Raw genomic sequence first — 14,815 nt, 5'->3', positions numbered from 1 at the left:
ACCCGCGCAAGAATGCCTCAGCGCGGCAGCGACACCGGCTCCAGGAGTGTGCCGACCGGGGTGCGTACCCACCAGGCGCCGGTAGCCCGGTGTTCGGCCCAGGTCGAGTAGCGGTACCGGAACGCGCGGGCGCGGATCCAGAGGGGCGGAGCATCCGGGAACGGGTTCACGTCCATCAGCCGTAGCGTGCGCCGGTCGCCTTCGAGAAGCTTTACGACAAACATCTGGAACCACCGGGAGTCAGGCGAACCGAGCGCGAGGAACCACATCAACCAGTCCAGCCGCAGGTGGTACGGCGCGACCTGAGGCGGCATGCGCCTCACGTTCCCCGGTTTCCCCTTGAACTCGTATGGAATCCACTCTGATGCCGGCCCGGGGTTCTCATCGGCGCACCCCTCGACGATGACCTCGATCCGCACCTTCGTCACCGTGCCGAACGCACCGTACGCGTTGACCAGGTGATACCGGTTGAAGCTCGCGTTCATCAGCTGGTGCCGGGCGAAAAGGTTCACGAGGGGCTGCCAGCTGAGCACGAGCAGGAATACGATCACCGCGATCACCACCACGTCGAACCAGAGCGGTGTCGGCGGATACTCGGTGCTGAGGCCGTCGAACGACAGCACAGCCCTGAGTGTTTCATCGTCGATCGCGCAGAATGCCAGCACGATCGTGATCCAGTTGAGCCACGCGAAGTTGCCCGTGAACACCAGCCACAACTGGGTGAGGATGATGATCGTCGCCGCAACGGATGCCACGGGCTGCGGTGTGAATAGAAAAAACGGCACCACGAGCTGAGCGAAGTGGCTGCCGATCACTTCACCGCGGTGGAACCATTTCGGCAGGTGGTGCACGAACCAGCTGACCGGGTTCGGCATCGGTTGCGTCTCGTGGTGGTACATGAGGGCGGTCAGGTCACGCCATTCGCGACCCCCGCGCATTTTGATCATGCCGGCGCCGAACTCGAGTCGGAACACCAGCCACCGCAGGAACAGGATAACCAGAAGCGGCGGCGCGACCTGGTCTGAGCCGAGGAACGCGACGACGAAGCCGGCCTCGAGGAGCAGGCTCTCCCAGCCGAAACCGTAGAACGTCTGGCCGATGTTCACGATCGAGAGGTACAGGGCCCACACGACGAGAAACGCGATCATCGGCAGCCATGGCGGCCCGGACTGCGGCAGGCCGACCACGAGTGTCGCGGAGATGCCGGCGCCGACCGCCGCGACCGCGAGGAGACGGTCGTCGCTGTAGCCACGATGGAACAGGCTCGGCGACTGCTTGAAGCTGACGCGGCGCAGGAACCACGGTGCGGGCAAGAGTCCCCGCTCGCCGAGCAGCGCCGGGAACTGGTTCGCCGCCGCTATGAACGCGATGAGGTACAGCGCCGCTATGCCGCGCTGGAGAACTTGGCGGGCGAGCTCATAGTCCTCAGCGGCGAACCACTCCATCACAAGCCGACGTTAGACCCGTGCGGAGTCCGCTTCAATGGGTGGCCACCGGCCTGCGGAGGCAACCGAGAGCGCCCGAGTCGTTCCTGACATACCCGCCACCTCTCACAGAATCCTCCGGGTGGAAAGAGGTAGCCGCGAGTACTCAACAGTGCCATCATCGATGGCAACGGGCTCCGGACCGCCCGGAAGGGACATGTCATGGCACAGCTGACCAAGAACGACAAGGCCGCGAAGAACGCCCTCAAGAATGCTCTCGACGCGATCAAGGCCGCGACGAAGGCGGCAAAGAAGTCGGATAAGGGTGCACGCAAGGACGCTGCCGGCCTGAAGGCAAAACTTGACAAGGGCCTCAGCGGGTCGCCGAAGCGGACCGCCACAGCGCAGAAGTCCGGCGCGATCAAGAAGCCCACCAAGCCCGCAAAGTCCGCAGCGGCTTCCAAAAAGGCAAAAGACGTCAAGAAGCCCTCGAAAGCTGTGAAGATCAAGGCCTCCAAGGCCGACAAGCCGGCGAAGGCAAAGGACGCGAAAGCGAGCATGGGCGGCAAGAAGAGCAAGGCCATCAGCAAAGACAAAGCCCCCAAACCGAAGCCAGGTCAATCCGACAAGCCTGTCGTCCGGTCTTTTCCCACTCGGAGCGCAACGACAGCCGCAAGCAGCCCGAGCACCACCGCTGCGAGCCCCACTGCTGCGAGTACCGCCTCAGGCACGGCCACGGCGCCGGCGCGTGGAACCAGAAACGCAATTGTGTCGAAGCTGACGGCGCCTGCCGCCACTTCTGCGCCGACGGCAGGCACCGCAAGAAGAGGCCGGCGCAAATCAGCCGAACCGACGCTGCTTCAGCTCAGGCAGCAGGCCAGGTCGGCGGGACTTTCCGGCTTCTCCCGAATGAGCAAGACGGATTTGCAAAAGCTGCTCAGCCCACGGTGACGCGAAGACGATGTCGATGCGTCGCACTCGACGCCTCGCGTTCTCGCCCTGCACCGCAAACCGTGCATCCACAAACCGCGCATCCACAACAAAAACGCGCGCACACGAACCAAGGAGAGCCATGACGTTCAGCGACGACGAGATCGCAACCCCCGCCAACACAACCGTCCCGACCGACACCTTCATTCCGGCCGACGACGAGGACATGAAGACCATCGCCGCTCTGGTGAAGTCGGCGAAAATCGCCCTGGTCACCACCATCACCGCAACCGGCCACCTGCACAGCCGCCCGCTCGCCGCCCAGCAGGTCGAGTTCGACGGGGACCTGTGGTTCTTCACCCAGGATCCCAGCTCGAAAGTCGACGACATCCGCGCAAACAACCAGGTGAACGCCGCTTTCGAATCAGGCAAGGGCTACCTGTCGGTCGCCGGGACCGCGAGCATCGTGCACGACCGGGCCAAGGTCGACGAGCTCTGGACCCCTGTCGTTGAAGCGTGGTTCCCAGAGGGAAAGGACGACCCGACGGTTGCGCTTATCAAGCTGAGCGCCGAATCCGCCGAATACTGGGCGTCGAACGAACCGGGCGTGGTGACGGCGTTCAAGATCGCCAAAGCAATCGTCACTCACACCGAACCGGACGTCGGCGAGAACAAAGCGGTGGACCTCTAGGTCTCTTCACGCGGTCACGCCACCAAGTAGTCCTCGGCGGCGATCCAGCGCACCCCGCGTTTGTGGCTGAGCAGTTGCGCCCGCACGGCAACACCCTCAGTGGCGCAGGCGCGGTGCAATTGTTCCGCCCAGGCACAGTCTGACCTGGTGAGACTGTCGCTGCCGTAGCGCTCCCAGACGAAGATCACCTGGGCCGCGCTTACGGCCTCGACGATGTCGCGCACGCTCGCGGCGAACGACTCGGCATGACCGTCGCCCGGGGACTCCGGATAGTCAGCCACGGGGAGGACCAGCGGCATCTGGATGCTTCTGTCGTCGAGAAACAGCATCCATACCTGCCGGCTGCTGGCGCGCCCGACGAGCGCCCGCACACGTTGTTCAATGAGCTCGTCTGAGACGAGCGGGACTTTTGCCGACGCGTCGGCGCTGATTTCGATCATGCCGACAAGCGTGGCCGTCCCGCCCGGCCTGTGGCACGGCATCCGCATTTCTGTGGAGAAACGGATGCCTGTGGACAAGTCCGCTTAGATGGAACAATGACCGCAGAGATCCCGGCACACCTCGTGCACTTGCTCACCGAACCCAACTTCGGCAGCCTTGCGACCGTCCGACCCAACAACACCGCCCAGGTGAACCCGATGTGGTTCGAGTATGACGGCGAGCACCTGCTGTTCACCCACACGAAGAAGCGGGCGAAGTTCCGGAACCTGCAGAAGAACCCGTCGATGGCGCTTGCCGTCTTCGATCCGCAGAACCCGCTGAGCTACATCGAGGTGCGCGGCGAACTGTCAGAGGTACGGGAGGACCCGACCGGGGACTTCTATGTGCGGCTCGGCAAGCGGTACGGCAACGCGACGCAGGAGGCCCCGCCCGACAAGGCGGACCGGGTGATCCTCGTCATGTCGATCACCAAGGTGCACGGGCGGTAGAGCGCAGGCCGCTCGCGCGGGCCAAACCGCGGGGCGCTGGTGTTTTTCTACCGGCGCGACGCAGAAAGACCCGCGCGAGACGCATCCGCGCGGTTACGAGCGGGCGCTATGCGGTCTGGCGCTCGTGCTCGCCCTCGGCGATCTCCTCGACGAGCTTCGCGTTGAACGCGGGCAGGTCCTCCGGAGTACGGCTTGAGACGAGACCGTTGTCCACGACAACCTCCTCGTCGACCCAGTTGGCGCCGGCGTTGATCAAATCTGTCTTGAGACTCGGGTAACTGGTCAGCTCACGGTCACGAACCACATCGGCTTCAATCAGCAGCCACCCACCGTGGCAGATGACGCCGACCGGTTTGTGGTCCTCGAAGAACGAGCGGGCGAGGTTGACGGCGTCCGCGTCCATCCGCAGGTGGTCGGCGTTCACAACTCCGCCTGGCAGCACCAGGGCATCGAACTGGCTTGACGCTGCGTCGGCGGCCCGAACGTCCGCGTCCTGCGTGTGACCGTTCTCACCGGTGAGTGTTCCCAACTCCGGGGCCACGAGAACGGCGCTGGCGCCGGCATCCGTCACCGCCTGCCACGGGCTCGTCAACTCCGAGTCTTCAAAACCGTCCGTGAGGAGGAAGGCGACCTTCTTGCCTGAAAGTGTGTCTGTCATGATGCTCCTTTCCAGCCCGCCACTTTACGCGCGGCGGTTGGGGAGCGGCATGGCCTTGACGCATCGGGGGCCGAACGGCTAACCGGTGCGCATAGCTCCGCCGGTCCTACCGAAAACCGGGCCCGGCGGTGCCGGATCGCGGTTTACGGTCTGGTTCTGGCTGAGTTATGCGCGCCGGTCGGCGGGCAGAGCGGATGCCCTCGGCTGCGTACCTGATGGAGCGCGCGTCAGTCGGTCGGCTGGGTCTCGCCGAGCGCACCCGGGTTGAACCGGTGCTCGGGGTCGATGGTGGAGAGGATGCGGGTCATGATCCGATCGAGGTCGTCGACGTCCGCTGCAGTGAGCGGATCGACCACGTTCTCACGCACCGTGGTGACGTGGCCAGGTGCCGTGTCGACGACTTTCTCGAAGCCGACATCCGTCAGCCGCGCGTTCGTCGCGCGGCGATCCTCGAGGCACGGGGTCCGCTCGATGAAACCGCGCTTCTCCAACCGCGCGACAACATGGGAGAGACGAGGAAGCGTGGCGTTTGTCGCCGACGCGAGCCCCGTCATCCGGAGGGTCCGGTCGGGTGCCTCGGAGAGCATTGCAAGCACGAAGTATTCGAAGTGGCTGAGCTCGGCGTCGCGCTGAAGCTGCGAATCCAGCACCCCGGGCAGCAGTTCGACCACGGCGACGAACTTCTTCCAGGCCTGAAGTTCGTCCGAATTGAGCCAGCGCACATCGTTCATGAGAAATACTCTACCAAATACTTGACGCTACAACCAAGGATTGCTAGCGTTGCTTGTATCGACAACCAATCGGGCGGGCGCCCGGAGAACTGAGGAGATCACCATGACGAACGTCACCATCGTCGGAGCAGGCAACATGGGCTCGGCTATCGCAGGGATCGCCCTGGCCGGCGGCAACAGTGTGCAGGTCCTTGCCCGCGCGGCCGAAAAAGCAGAGGTCAACGCGCAGGTCAACGCCGGTGTCGTCGGCGACCCGATCACGGGTGACGTCGTCATCCTCGCCCTCCCTTACCCGGCCGTTGCCGAAGTTCTCGACACCTACGCAGGACAGCTCGACGGCAAGGTGCTCGTCGACCTCACCAACCCGCTCGATTTCTCGACCTTCGACGACCTCGTCGTTCCGGCCGACAGCTCCGCTGCCGCACAGTTCGCCGCCAAGGTTCCCGGCGCCAAGGTTCTCAAGGCTCTCAACACCAACTTCGCCGCAACCCTGGCGACCGGATCGGTCGGGAACGACGCCAAGACCACCGTGCTCGTCGCCGGTGACGACGCCGACGCCAAGGCCACGTTCGCTTCGATCATCGAAGGCGGCGGACTGAACGCCGTCGACGCCGGTTCGCTCAAGCGTGCCCGCGAGCTCGAATCCCTCGGTTTCCTGCAGCTGACCCTCGCCGCCGGAGAGAAGATCTCCTGGACCGCCGGCTTCGCGCTCGTCAAGTAAGCAGTAGAGCGGCCAATCGATGGCCTCGGTCCGCTTCGGCGGGCCGGGGCCGTTTCAGTTTTCGCTTGGCCACTCACAGAAAACGCAACCCACCCCTCCTCTAAGCCGTCGCCCGTAGAATGGGTATGCAGCGGTGTTCTCCGTCGTGCCGCAAGCGCTCCCTGGCAGCGCATTCTTCGCCCTCATGGCGACCATTCGGGAAGGGTGGCGATATGACCCCAGTTAACAAGCATCACGCAACGAAAATCGAAGCGTCAGCAGACGCATTCCGCCGCGACGACCCGATCACTGCATCGATGCCAATCATCAGCGAGGCTCCAGAACTCGTCCTTCTCTCGAGCGGCATCCGCGCGAATCGCTTTTCACGCGACGACGTCGTGCTTCGCAAAGGTGAGTACACACTGATCAACGGCCACCTCACCCCGCGTGAGTCGATGATCACGGACCTGCTCTCTCTTCGCGGTGTCCTCGAACGGAATGAGATCCCCTACCTTCTCGTGCGCGGGAGCGGGGACAACCTCGTCCTCGCCGTTGACCGCAAGTGCCGCAAGCAACTGAGCGCCGCGTTCGCCGACGCGTACGCCAACGAACCGTTCTACGCCAAGCGGCTCGACCCCGCTGAGATCCGCAACGGGCGTCGCTCCAAGAAAACGGATGCCCCATCGGCGCTGCTCGCGGACGGTGCGCTGACGAGCTTCCGGAAGGCGTCCGTCTTCCGCCTCTACCGCCCGCGGATCGAGCCGATCGGCCGCCTGCGGTACGGCCCAGAGACCGCCGTGCAGCTCGAACTGTGGCGGTTCGATGAAGATGAGATCGTCACGCCGGTCGAGAACGCCCTGATGCGCCGGAACCTGCCGCGCTCCGAGGCCCTCGAAGACACGGTCGAGATGTTCGGCGTGACCTGGCCGACGCTGCAGAACATGTTCGCCGAACTGGCGAGCGACGTGAGCTTCGACATCGACATGGTGTTCTCCTGGGTCGACGGTTCGAGCGCCGAGTTCCAGCGTGCCCGTGCGAAGCGCATGCAGAGTTACGTCGTCGGTGACGGCGACGATTCCGAGGCCCGGTTCCGCCAGATCAACGAGCTCAAGTACGCCCTGCGCAGCGTCTACATGTTCGCGCCATGGGTGCGCCGGATCTTCATCGTGACCGACTCGCCCAGGCCCGAGTGGCTCGCCGAGCATCCGTCGGTCACCCTCGTCCGCAGCGAAGACCACTTCGCCGACCTCAGCGTGCTGCCGATCCACAACTCACACGCGGTCGAAGCGCAGTTGCACCACATCGACGGGCTCGCTGAGCATTTCCTCTACTCGAACGACGACATGTTCATCGGGCGGCCGATCAAACCCGAGGTGTTCTTCTCCCCGGGCGGCATCACGAAGTTCGTCGAAGCAGCCACCCGGATCGGGCTCGGCGACAGCGATCCCACCCGCAGTGGCTTCGAAAACGCCGCACGGGTGAACCGGAGCCTTTTGCGCGAGCGTTTTGGCAAGGTCACCACACGGCACCTCGAGCACTCGGCAGCGCCGATGCGCAAGAGCGTGCTCCACGAAATGGAGCGTGAGTTCCCCGAGGACTTCAAGCGCACCGCGGCCAGCCGGTTCCGGTCAGCCACCGACATTTCGGTGACCAACTCGCTGTACCACTACTACGCGCTCATGACCGGGCGTGCTGTCGTGCAGACCAACGCGCGCGTGAAGTACATCGAGACGACGCTGAAGTCGGCGCTGAAGTCGATGGAACGGTTGCTGAAACGCCGTGACCAGGACATGTTCTGCCTCAACGACGGCTCGAAGCCCGAGATCTCGGTCGACGAGCGCACCGCTGCAGTGACGAGGTTCCTCGAGCATTACTTCCCGTTCCCGGCCCCCTGGGAGACCGAGGTCGCGGTGCACTCGACCGAGGCTGCCTCAGCAACGGATGTCGGCTAGCGCGAACCCCCGGCGTTTTCACGCACATTGGACGGATGCATGCGGTGCACCGCGTGCATCTGTCCGGAGTGAGTGATCCGGATCTCGAACGGCCGCAAGCGGGCTACTCGATCAATCAGGTGAGGACCGGGATCGACTCCGTCGGCGGTGATTGCGACGCAACCAGCGGGTCGATGTCGAGCTGCATGAAACCACTGGACTCGACAAAACGTACGCCGAGGGCGCTCAGCCGTCGGGCGCTCTCGTCGGCGTCGATGTAGTCGAGCGTGGGGAAGCTGCCGAGCGGCACGACCGAGTGCAGCACCGTGTTCGGGTAGACATGCACGAGGTTGAACGCCCTGGCGCCATCGCGGCCGCGCGTGCCGCCCACCGGAACGGTCAGGTCCTGCGTGTAACAGGTGGCGGATGCCACGGACACCGGGATGTTCGCGAACGTCGCCGTCGACGAATAGTGCAAGTGACCGGCGAGGATGCTGCGCACATCCGTGCCTTCAAGTACTTCGGCGAGGTCTTTCTGGTCACGCAGTTCCACGCTCGCGGCCAGGTCGAGCACGCTCGGGACCGGCGGGTGGTGCATGGCGAGGATGGTGCCGTCCGGAGCGGGAACAGAGAGTTCCTCGGCGAGCCAGTCGAGCTGGTCGCCCGTGACCTCACCGTAGTGATGGCCGGGAACGGTGGTGTCGAGGGTGATGATCCGCAGCCCGTTGAGGTCGTACACCCGGTCGACGGGGCGCTGGGTGGGCACTTCGTTGAAGAGTCCGGCCCGGAACGCCTCACGGTCGTCGTGGTTACCCATCACCCAGATGACTCGGGCGCCGAGTCGGCTGGCCGCTGGGTCGACGATGCGGCGAAGGCGTTCGTACGCCTCGGGTTCGCCGCGATCGGCGAGGTCCCCGGTGAAAACGATGGCTTCGGGGTGGCCACCGGAGGCCTCTAGCTCGGTGAAAACCTGCCTGAGGTGTGTCTCACTGTCTACCTGGCCGTAAAGCCTGTTGCCTCCTGCCAGGAGGTGTGTATCGCTGATGTGAAGTATGAAGTGATCCGGCCTGGGGTACTCAGCCGTTCGCGTGGTCACAATCCGTCCAATCGGGTTTGGCGGTGGTGCGCTTTCTGTAACACCTTATTTCCGTTAACGCCCAATTTGACCAGAGAATTCCGAACGGTCTCTGAACGGCACGCGTCGCCTTGGTTACCGACGCCCCATTTCGGGGCGTCGGAACGCCGTCAAGGGGGTCGCTCGACAAACAGCGCCGGTGACATACTGGCGACCAATGACTTCGCCAGACGCAATCGTGATCGGGTCGGGACCGAACGGCCTCGCCGCAGCCGTCACGCTCGCTCGCGCCGGAGTTTCAGTCCGCGTCTACGAGCGAGAGAACACGATCGGGGGAGGCTCGCGGACGGCGGAAGTGACACTTCCGGGCTTCCGCCACGACATCTGCTCCGCCGTCCACCCGATGGCCTACGCATCCGGTTTCTTCCAACGGTTCGGGCTCGCCGACCGCCTCGACTTCGTCACCCCCGAACTCGCCTACGGCCACCCCCTCGATGGTGGTCGGGCGGGCCTTGCCTGGCGCTCGCTCGAGCGTACCGCCGACGGCCTCGGCGTCGACGGGCTCGCCTGGCAACACTTGTTCGGCCCGCTGGCCGAGCATGCGGATGCCATCGGCCAGTTCACCTCCACGTCCTTGTTTCGCGTGCCGAAGCATCCGCTCACGCTCTCCCGCTTCGGGTTGCGCGCCCTGGAGCAGGGCAGCCCATTGTGGAACGTGCGGTGGCGTAGCGACACGGCGCCCGCCCTGCTCACCGGCGTGCTCGCTCATGCGATCCGGCCGCTTCCCGGCCTCGCGCCGACCGCTGCCGGACTCGTGCTCGCCAGCTATGCACATGCCTATGGCTGGCCCATCCCAGTTGGCGGAAGCCAGGGAATCGTCGACGTGATGGCAGCGGATGTCGTCGCGCACGGCGGTGAAATCGTCACCGACCACAACGTCACAAGCCTCCGCGAGCTGCCGCCGAGCCGGGCGGTGCTGTTCGACACGAGTGCGCGCGGGCTGGACCGGATTGCGGGCAACCGGCTCCCCGCCGGCTACCGTCGCAAGCTGTCACGGTTCGCCTACGGCAATGCCGTCGCTAAGGTGGACTTCGCCCTGTCAGGGCCGGTGCCATGGACGAATCCAGAACTTGCGCAGACCGGCACCCTGCACCTCGGCGGAACCCGTGCTGACATCGCACGTGCGGAGCGTGACGTCGCGCGCGGCAGGCATCCGGAGAATCCGTACGTCCTCGTCTCGCAACCGAGCAGTTTCGATCCGACCCGGGCGCCGGAGGGCAAACACACGCTTTGGGCGTACACGCACGTCCCAGCCGGATCCGACGTCGACCGCACCGACGCGATCACTCGGCAGATCGAGCGCTTCGCGCCAGGATTCCGCGACCTCATCCTCGCCTCGGCATCGAAAACCGCCGTCGATTACGCGGCGTACAACCCGAACTATGTCGGAGGCGACATCTCCGCCGGCGATGTGGACCTCCTGCAGCTTCTCGCCCGCCCGGTGGCGTCTCTGCAGCCATGGCGGACCCCGCTCGCCGGCGTTTACCTCTGCTCCTCGTCAACCCCGCCGGGTCCCGGGGTGCACGGCCTACCCGGCTGGAACGCCGCGCTCCTTGCCCTGCACGACGTTTTCGGCATGACCACACCGCCCTCGCTCGCGCCCGTTCCCAACCTCTAGGAGAGCCATGTCCGTCAACTACCGCTTTATCGAGGCAACACCCGATGAGGTGTTCGCGGTGCTGGCGAACGGATGGCTCTACCCGAGCTGGGTGGTCGGCGCATCCCGCATGCGAGACGTCGACGACGCGTGGCCAGCCGAGGGCGCGCGCATCTTTCACTCCTTCGGGGTCTGGCCGTTCCTGATCAATGACTCGACCTCGGTGCTTGAGTGGGATCCTCCGCGCCACATGAAGATCAGAGCCCGCGGCTGGCCGATCGGCGAAGCTCACGTCACCCTCGATGTGAAACCCCGCCGTGACGGATGCGTCGTCCGCATCGGTGAGGACGCCGTGCGCGGCCCAGGCCGCTACATCCCCGCACCGCTTCGCCAGCCCATGCTTCACGCCCGCAACACCGAGACGCTTCAGCGGCTCGCCTTCCTGGCCGAAGGCGGCGCAGCCGAGGGCTGAACGGACGGTCGACGCTCAACAGGATGAATCGGGCTGCACCCACACCCAACAGGAGCAAACGGCGGTGTTCCGGCATGCCCTCCTGTCGAGCGTGCGCCGGTGATCTTGACCGGTATGTTCAGCAACGAACAGAATTGACGCATGAGCACCGCGGCTCCTCCGGCCATGGGCGGCCGGGACGGTGACCCGGTCACCTCCGTCGGTGTCGACATCGGAAGCACGAACACGAAGGTCGTGCTCCTGGAGTTTGCGGATCGTTCCGGTGTCGCCCGGGAACTGGGCATCCGCTCCTTTCGCACCCCGGACCGGCCGGGCGAACTCGGTGGCGCTGTGCTCTCCGCCATCCGCGGCCTGGCATCATCGCAGTTCCGGCACCCCGTGGCCGTCGGCATTGCGTCGATGCCCGAGAGCGGTGTCGTCCTCGACAAAGCTGGCCGCCCCGTCGGGTCGATCGTGCGCTGGACGTCGGCGGGTACGTCCGCTGCACTGTTCGACGACCTCGGCCCGGCCGAACGAGAGAAACTCTCGCTTGCCACGGGCGTCCCGGCCACGCCCAAGGCTCCACTCGCGGCGTTGTACCGACTGCGGTTCCAGGAACCCAACCGTTGGGACAAACTCTTCCGGTGGGCGGGCATGGCGGACTTCATCGGCGTGATGCTCACCCGCGAACTCGCCACCGACCACACGCTCGCGGGCCGGACCATGGGGTACCGGCTCCCTCCGGCCGGCAGTCCGTTGGAGCCGACGTTCGACGACGACCTGCTCGCTCTCGCGGGGATGTCCGCCGAACAGATGCCTCGAATCCTGCGTCCGGGTGAACCGGTGGGGATGCTCGTGCCCGGCGCCGCTGAGGCCGCCGGTCTCGCGCCGAAAACACCCGTCTATCTCGCCGGTCATGACCACGCGGTCGCCGCATGGGCGGCGGGCGTACGGAAGGACGGAGAGGCGGCCGATTCGATCGGCACCACCGAGGCGCTTCTGCGTGTGGCCGGGGATCCCATCGATCGCGCTGCCGCACTGGCCGACGGGATGAGCGTCACCCGCACGGTGACCGGCGATCATGAGTGCCTCCTCGCCGGGGCAAGCGGTGGGGCGGTCATCGCGCGTTGGATCGCCTCGCATCCCGAGAAGGATGCCGACGTGCTGTTCCGTGCCCTCGAGCTCGAAGGGCCAGGCAACGCCTTCCTGCTGCCTTATCCGCGCGGGCGCCAGACTCCACGGCCCGACCCGGCCGCCCGTGATTTCGTCGTCGGCCCGACCGAGACGACGCTCGACTCTCTTCGCGCTGTTCTCGTCGGCCTGAGCCTCCACCTGCGCTGGATGGACGAGAGCCAATCCCGGATTATCGGTTCCGCGCCGACCGGACTGGGAATCGTCGGTGGCGCCTGGGCCCGCAACGCTGCCTGGAACCGGCTGAAGTCGCAACTGCTGACACGCCCGCTCACCGTTGTGGAATCCCACGAACCGGTCGCTTCCGGTGCTGCCCTCCTCGCCGCCGTCCGCCTCGGCGCCGTACCGCCCGACGCCGCCCTTCCATCTCTTCCGATTCCCTCACGCCCCCACCCGCGGGCGAATGATCTCTTCCGCGCCTTCGTCGAGGCAGCAACGTCCGCCGTTCCCCCATCGACACCCGCCAATCATGACGCCGCCCACACTTGACAGCATCGCCCGGCCGTCCGGCGCCCTGGCGATGGTCGCGATGGACCAGCGCGAGAGCCTGCGCACGATGTTCGACGCTGCAGGCGCCGGCCGGCCGCCGGACCGCGTTCTCATTGACTTCAAACGAAACGTCGCGGATGTTCTCGGGCCGCTGGCGTCCGGCTTTCTCCTCGACCGCGAATACGGTTTCGACGACATCCGAGATCGGCTCGGGCCGACCGCCGGGCTCATCCTCGCCGCGGACGCCCTCACCCAGGACCACGGGTCACCGGTCGAGGAAACCGGGCTCGACCCGGTGGTGCTCGAGCCCGACTTCGACCTGCACGGGGTGGTCGCCCTGAAACTGCTGATCATCTGGCGCCGCGACGTCCGGCGCGAGGAACGCGTTCAACTCGCGCGTGACTTCGTCGTCGCGTCCGCCGAGCGGGGGCTGCTGTCGGTACTCGAACCCGTCGTCCGCGCCACCAGGGATGAAGCGGATGCCGGCACCTGGGACCGTGAGGAGGCGATTCTCGAATGTGCTGAAGAACTCTCGGCCGTCGGACAGTCGCTGTATGAAGTCCAGGTGCCCCTCGCAGGGTTCGGCACTCCTGCCGAACAGCGGGACGCGAGCATCCGCCTCGGCCGCTCCATCACCGGGCCATGGGTGGTGCTGTCGCAGGGTGTCGAGCAGCGGAACTTTCGGCCCGCCGTCGAAGCCGCCTGCCACGGCGGAGCGAGCGGGTTCCTCGCCGGACGCGCACTGTGGAGCGATGTCGTTGGCGCCCGAAACGTGGCGACAGCGCTCCGCGAAAAGTCCCTTCCCCGCCTCGAACGCCTCATCGCCACCGTCGACCGTTACGCACACCCCTGGAGTGAATCATGACCCGTGTCGGACTACTGCACACCGTCCCCGCCCTCGCCGACACCTTCTCGGCCGCCCTGGCCGAGGCATCCCCCGGCATCGACGTGGTCGACATCATCGACCCCACGCTGCTCTCGACGGCGGTTCGGGACGGCGTGACCCCCGAGCTGACGGCGGCGGTCGTCGCCCGCATTCAGGAACTGGCCGCGCTGGACGTCGACGCCATCCTCGTCACCTGCAGCTCGATTGCCGAGGCGGCTGAGACGGCATCCGTCCCGGTGCCCGTGCTGAGAGTGGATACCCCGATGGCCGAGGAGGCCGTCAGGATCGCGCGACGAGTGGCCCGGGAGGAAGCGCGCACCGGCCGGATCGAGGTCCTCGCCACTCTCGAGGCGACAATCGGTCCGACCGGACGACTCCTCGAAAGCGCCGCAACCGGCGCGGACGTTGAGGTCGATGTGACAGTGATCGACGGAGCGGCGGACGCACGAGCGCGAGGCGACCAGGCCGAGCACGACCGGCTCGTGACCGACGCGATCCTTGAATTCGCCGGGCGCGCAGACGTGATCGTTCTCGCCCAGGCCTCCATGGCGGCGGCGCTCGGCGACACGAAGGTCCCGGTGCCCGTGCTCTCCTCGCCAGAGGGCGGCGTGCGGTCGCTCGTAGCCGCTGTCAGCGGCGGCGGGCATCCTGTTGAGGATGCACCGAACTGACGCGCCCAGCTCAGCGTCCGACGACCGGATTGCCGAGCGGAGGAGTGGGCGGAGCGTCCGGATCCTCCGGTGCCACGGGCGCTACCGCGTGAAGCGGTGGCACACGGGGAACCCGCGGTCCGTCGCCGACCGCGGAGATGCGGACCGGGTTGTATTCGGCAGCCTCGGTCGCGAATACCGTCGATTCCGGGCCGGAGCGAACGACGCGTCGGAGGGTTGCGGCAGACATCGCGAGTGCTGCGGTCGACGACACCACGGATGCTCCGGCGAGAATCCAACCGACCACGACCTGCGCGCGTGAACCCTGGATGCCACGGCCCGGCATTGGTCTGGACGCTCTGCGGTTCTTCATAGGATCACCCCTCTCGGCACCGCAGCACTCCCACGACTTCACGATGCAC

At 65.8% G+C, this 14,815-nt stretch carries 16 protein-coding genes; 10 read left to right on the top strand and 6 right to left on the bottom strand.

What is annotated here, in order from left to right; genetic code table 11:
• Positions 1-17: 17 nt before the first annotated feature.
• Positions 18-1,445, bottom strand: a complete 1,428-nt coding sequence (locus BM197_RS03550) for a lipase maturation factor family protein (protein WP_090708814.1) — start codon at positions 1,443-1,445, stop codon at positions 18-20.
• 201 nt (positions 1,446-1,646) lie between these two features.
• On the opposite strand from BM197_RS03550, the gene BM197_RS03545 reads away from it, so the two are divergent.
• Both BM197_RS03545 and BM197_RS03540 read left to right on the top strand, forming a co-directional pair.
• Positions 1,647-2,375: a hypothetical protein gene (locus BM197_RS03545; RefSeq protein ID WP_090708812.1), complete on the top strand. Its 729-nt coding sequence runs from the start codon at positions 1,647-1,649 to the stop codon at positions 2,373-2,375.
• A gap of 121 nt (positions 2,376-2,496) precedes the next feature.
• A complete protein-coding gene (locus BM197_RS03540) occupies positions 2,497-3,045 on the top strand; it encodes a pyridoxamine 5'-phosphate oxidase family protein (RefSeq protein WP_090708811.1) in 549 nt (182 codons plus the stop codon).
• 14 nt (positions 3,046-3,059) lie between these two features.
• Here BM197_RS03540 and BM197_RS03535 read toward each other — a convergent pair whose 3' ends face one another.
• Positions 3,060-3,485, bottom strand: a complete 426-nt coding sequence (locus BM197_RS03535) for a hypothetical protein (protein WP_143094973.1) — start codon at positions 3,483-3,485, stop codon at positions 3,060-3,062.
• Between the two features lie 96 nt (positions 3,486-3,581).
• Between BM197_RS03535 and BM197_RS03530 the strand changes: the two genes are divergently transcribed.
• Positions 3,582-3,974 (top strand): PPOX class F420-dependent oxidoreductase, encoded by a 393-nt coding sequence (locus BM197_RS03530; RefSeq protein WP_090708809.1) that lies wholly within the window; start codon positions 3,582-3,584, stop codon positions 3,972-3,974.
• A gap of 106 nt (positions 3,975-4,080) precedes the next feature.
• Here the strand turns inward: BM197_RS03530 and BM197_RS03525 are convergent, their stop codons facing one another.
• On the bottom strand, positions 4,081-4,635 hold the full coding sequence (locus tag BM197_RS03525) for a type 1 glutamine amidotransferase domain-containing protein (protein WP_425435673.1): 555 nt from the start codon (positions 4,633-4,635) through the stop codon (positions 4,081-4,083).
• Between the two features lie 224 nt (positions 4,636-4,859).
• A complete protein-coding gene (locus BM197_RS03520) occupies positions 4,860-5,363 on the bottom strand; it encodes a MarR family winged helix-turn-helix transcriptional regulator (protein WP_090708806.1) in 504 nt (167 codons plus the stop codon).
• Positions 5,364-5,466: 103 nt separating this feature from the next.
• Between BM197_RS03520 and BM197_RS03515 the strand changes: the two genes are divergently transcribed.
• Positions 5,467-6,084: an NADPH-dependent F420 reductase gene (locus BM197_RS03515; RefSeq protein WP_090708804.1), complete on the top strand. Its 618-nt coding sequence runs from the start codon at positions 5,467-5,469 to the stop codon at positions 6,082-6,084.
• Positions 6,085-6,296: 212 nt separating this feature from the next.
• Positions 6,297-8,015, top strand: coding sequence for a stealth family protein (locus tag BM197_RS03510; RefSeq protein ID WP_177216699.1), 1,719 nt, complete (start codon positions 6,297-6,299; stop codon positions 8,013-8,015).
• Positions 8,016-8,130: 115 nt separating this feature from the next.
• Here the strand turns inward: BM197_RS03510 and BM197_RS03505 are convergent, their stop codons facing one another.
• Positions 8,131-9,090 (bottom strand): phosphodiesterase, encoded by a 960-nt coding sequence (locus BM197_RS03505; RefSeq protein ID WP_090708803.1) that lies wholly within the window; start codon positions 9,088-9,090, stop codon positions 8,131-8,133.
• A 196-nt stretch (positions 9,091-9,286) separates the two neighbouring features.
• Here BM197_RS03505 and BM197_RS03500 point away from each other — a divergent pair, with 196 nt between their 5' ends.
• The 5 genes from BM197_RS03500 to BM197_RS03480 all read left to right on the top strand — a co-directional run bounded on the left by BM197_RS03500 (position 9,287) and on the right by BM197_RS03480 (position 14,414).
• The gene (locus BM197_RS03500; RefSeq protein WP_090708801.1) at positions 9,287-10,747 is read left to right on the top strand and encodes a phytoene desaturase family protein; all 1,461 of its coding nucleotides are present in this window, start codon (positions 9,287-9,289) and stop codon (positions 10,745-10,747) included.
• A 7-nt stretch (positions 10,748-10,754) separates the two neighbouring features.
• On the top strand, positions 10,755-11,198 hold the full coding sequence (locus BM197_RS03495) for an SRPBCC family protein (protein ID WP_090708799.1): 444 nt from the start codon (positions 10,755-10,757) through the stop codon (positions 11,196-11,198).
• 141 nt (positions 11,199-11,339) lie between these two features.
• Complete coding sequence (locus BM197_RS03490) at positions 11,340-12,857, top strand: FGGY-family carbohydrate kinase (RefSeq protein ID WP_090708797.1); 1,518 nt, start codon at positions 11,340-11,342, stop codon at positions 12,855-12,857.
• Positions 12,838-13,722, top strand: a complete 885-nt coding sequence (locus tag BM197_RS03485) for a hypothetical protein (RefSeq protein WP_090708795.1) — start codon at positions 12,838-12,840, stop codon at positions 13,720-13,722. The genes BM197_RS03490 and BM197_RS03485 overlap by 20 nt, the downstream gene beginning before the upstream one ends.
• Positions 13,719-14,414: an aspartate/glutamate racemase family protein gene (locus BM197_RS03480; RefSeq protein ID WP_090708793.1), complete on the top strand. Its 696-nt coding sequence runs from the start codon at positions 13,719-13,721 to the stop codon at positions 14,412-14,414. Before BM197_RS03485 ends, BM197_RS03480 begins: the two co-directional genes overlap by 4 nt.
• Before the next feature lie 10 nt (positions 14,415-14,424).
• Here BM197_RS03480 and BM197_RS03475 read toward each other — a convergent pair whose 3' ends face one another.
• Complete coding sequence (locus tag BM197_RS03475) at positions 14,425-14,766, bottom strand: hypothetical protein (RefSeq protein WP_143094972.1); 342 nt, start codon at positions 14,764-14,766, stop codon at positions 14,425-14,427.
• Positions 14,767-14,815 lie beyond the last annotated feature (49 nt).

Source organism: Mycetocola miduiensis (assembly GCF_900115155.1).
Lineage (GTDB): Bacteria > Actinomycetota > Actinomycetes > Actinomycetales > Microbacteriaceae > Mycetocola_A > Mycetocola_A miduiensis.
Note: the sequence above shows the minus strand (reverse complement) of the source record. Positions and strands in the feature narration are given on the sequence as shown.

What these genes read in the sequence shown, in the direction of transcription:
- BM197_RS03515 (WP_090708804.1), top strand. Translation starts at nt 5,467, where the DNA reads ATGACGAACGTCACCATCGTCGGAGCAGGCAACATGGGCTCGGCTATC.
- BM197_RS03545 (WP_090708812.1), top strand. Translation starts at nt 1,647, where the DNA reads ATGGCACAGCTGACCAAGAACGACAAGGCCGCGAAGAACGCCCTCAAG.
- BM197_RS03520 (WP_090708806.1), bottom strand. Translation starts at nt 5,363, where the DNA reads ATGAACGATGTGCGCTGGCTCAATTCGGACGAACTTCAGGCCTGGAAG.
- BM197_RS03490 (WP_090708797.1), top strand. Translation starts at nt 11,340, where the DNA reads ATGAGCACCGCGGCTCCTCCGGCCATGGGCGGCCGGGACGGTGACCCG.
- BM197_RS03550 (WP_090708814.1), bottom strand. Translation starts at nt 1,445, where the DNA reads ATGGAGTGGTTCGCCGCTGAGGACTATGAGCTCGCCCGCCAAGTTCTC.
- BM197_RS03480 (WP_090708793.1), top strand. Translation starts at nt 13,719, where the DNA reads ATGACCCGTGTCGGACTACTGCACACCGTCCCCGCCCTCGCCGACACC.
- BM197_RS03485 (WP_090708795.1), top strand. Translation starts at nt 12,838, where the DNA reads ATGACGCCGCCCACACTTGACAGCATCGCCCGGCCGTCCGGCGCCCTG.
- BM197_RS03500 (WP_090708801.1), top strand. Translation starts at nt 9,287, where the DNA reads ATGACTTCGCCAGACGCAATCGTGATCGGGTCGGGACCGAACGGCCTC.
- BM197_RS03510 (WP_177216699.1), top strand. Translation starts at nt 6,297, where the DNA reads ATGACCCCAGTTAACAAGCATCACGCAACGAAAATCGAAGCGTCAGCA.
- BM197_RS03495 (WP_090708799.1), top strand. Translation starts at nt 10,755, where the DNA reads ATGTCCGTCAACTACCGCTTTATCGAGGCAACACCCGATGAGGTGTTC.
- BM197_RS03535 (WP_143094973.1), bottom strand. Translation starts at nt 3,485, where the DNA reads ATGATCGAAATCAGCGCCGACGCGTCGGCAAAAGTCCCGCTCGTCTCA.
- BM197_RS03475 (WP_143094972.1), bottom strand. Translation starts at nt 14,766, where the DNA reads ATGAAGAACCGCAGAGCGTCCAGACCAATGCCGGGCCGTGGCATCCAG.
- BM197_RS03530 (WP_090708809.1), top strand. Translation starts at nt 3,582, where the DNA reads ATGACCGCAGAGATCCCGGCACACCTCGTGCACTTGCTCACCGAACCC.
- BM197_RS03540 (WP_090708811.1), top strand. Translation starts at nt 2,497, where the DNA reads ATGACGTTCAGCGACGACGAGATCGCAACCCCCGCCAACACAACCGTC.